Origin of the sequence: Mesorhizobium sp. M1C.F.Ca.ET.210.01.1.1 (assembly GCF_004791585.1) — a bacterium.
Lineage (GTDB): Bacteria > Pseudomonadota > Alphaproteobacteria > Rhizobiales > Rhizobiaceae > Mesorhizobium.
This window is the reverse complement of sequence record NZ_SRUU01000147.1, coordinates 1-350: the sequence shown is the minus strand read 5'-3', so window position 1 is coordinate 350 and position 350 is coordinate 1. Positions and strand designations below refer to the sequence as shown.

Sequence of the window (350 nt, the reverse complement as noted above, 5' to 3'; positions counted from 1 at the left end):
GGCATTGCCGACGATTGAACGGGTGCGCGTGCCGTAGAGCCGGCCATAGTGCTTGAGCAGCGACGCCGGCATCCAGGGGTAGTCGCGGCCGAGATCGCCGAGGAACTGCTCGAAATCGGCATTTGCGATGTCGCCGCCCGGCAGATGCGCACCGGACGTCCACGCCTTGCCCATCTTCGGAAAGAACGGCTCGATGCGGTCCAGCGCGTGCTCGGCGAGCTTGCGAAAGGTGGTGATCTTGCCGCCGAACACCGAGAGCAGCGGCGCATGGCCGGACGGCGCGTCAAGCTCGAAGATATAGTCGCGCGTCACCGCGCTCGGATTGTCGGCGTTGTCGTCGTAGAGCGGCC

The 350-nt window shown here is 65.7% G+C and carries 1 pseudogene; it reads right to left on the bottom strand.

Going from position 1 to position 350, the window contains the following annotated elements:
- Window positions 1-350, bottom strand: a pseudogene (locus EN853_RS33330) (glycerol-3-phosphate dehydrogenase); the annotation flags it as partial.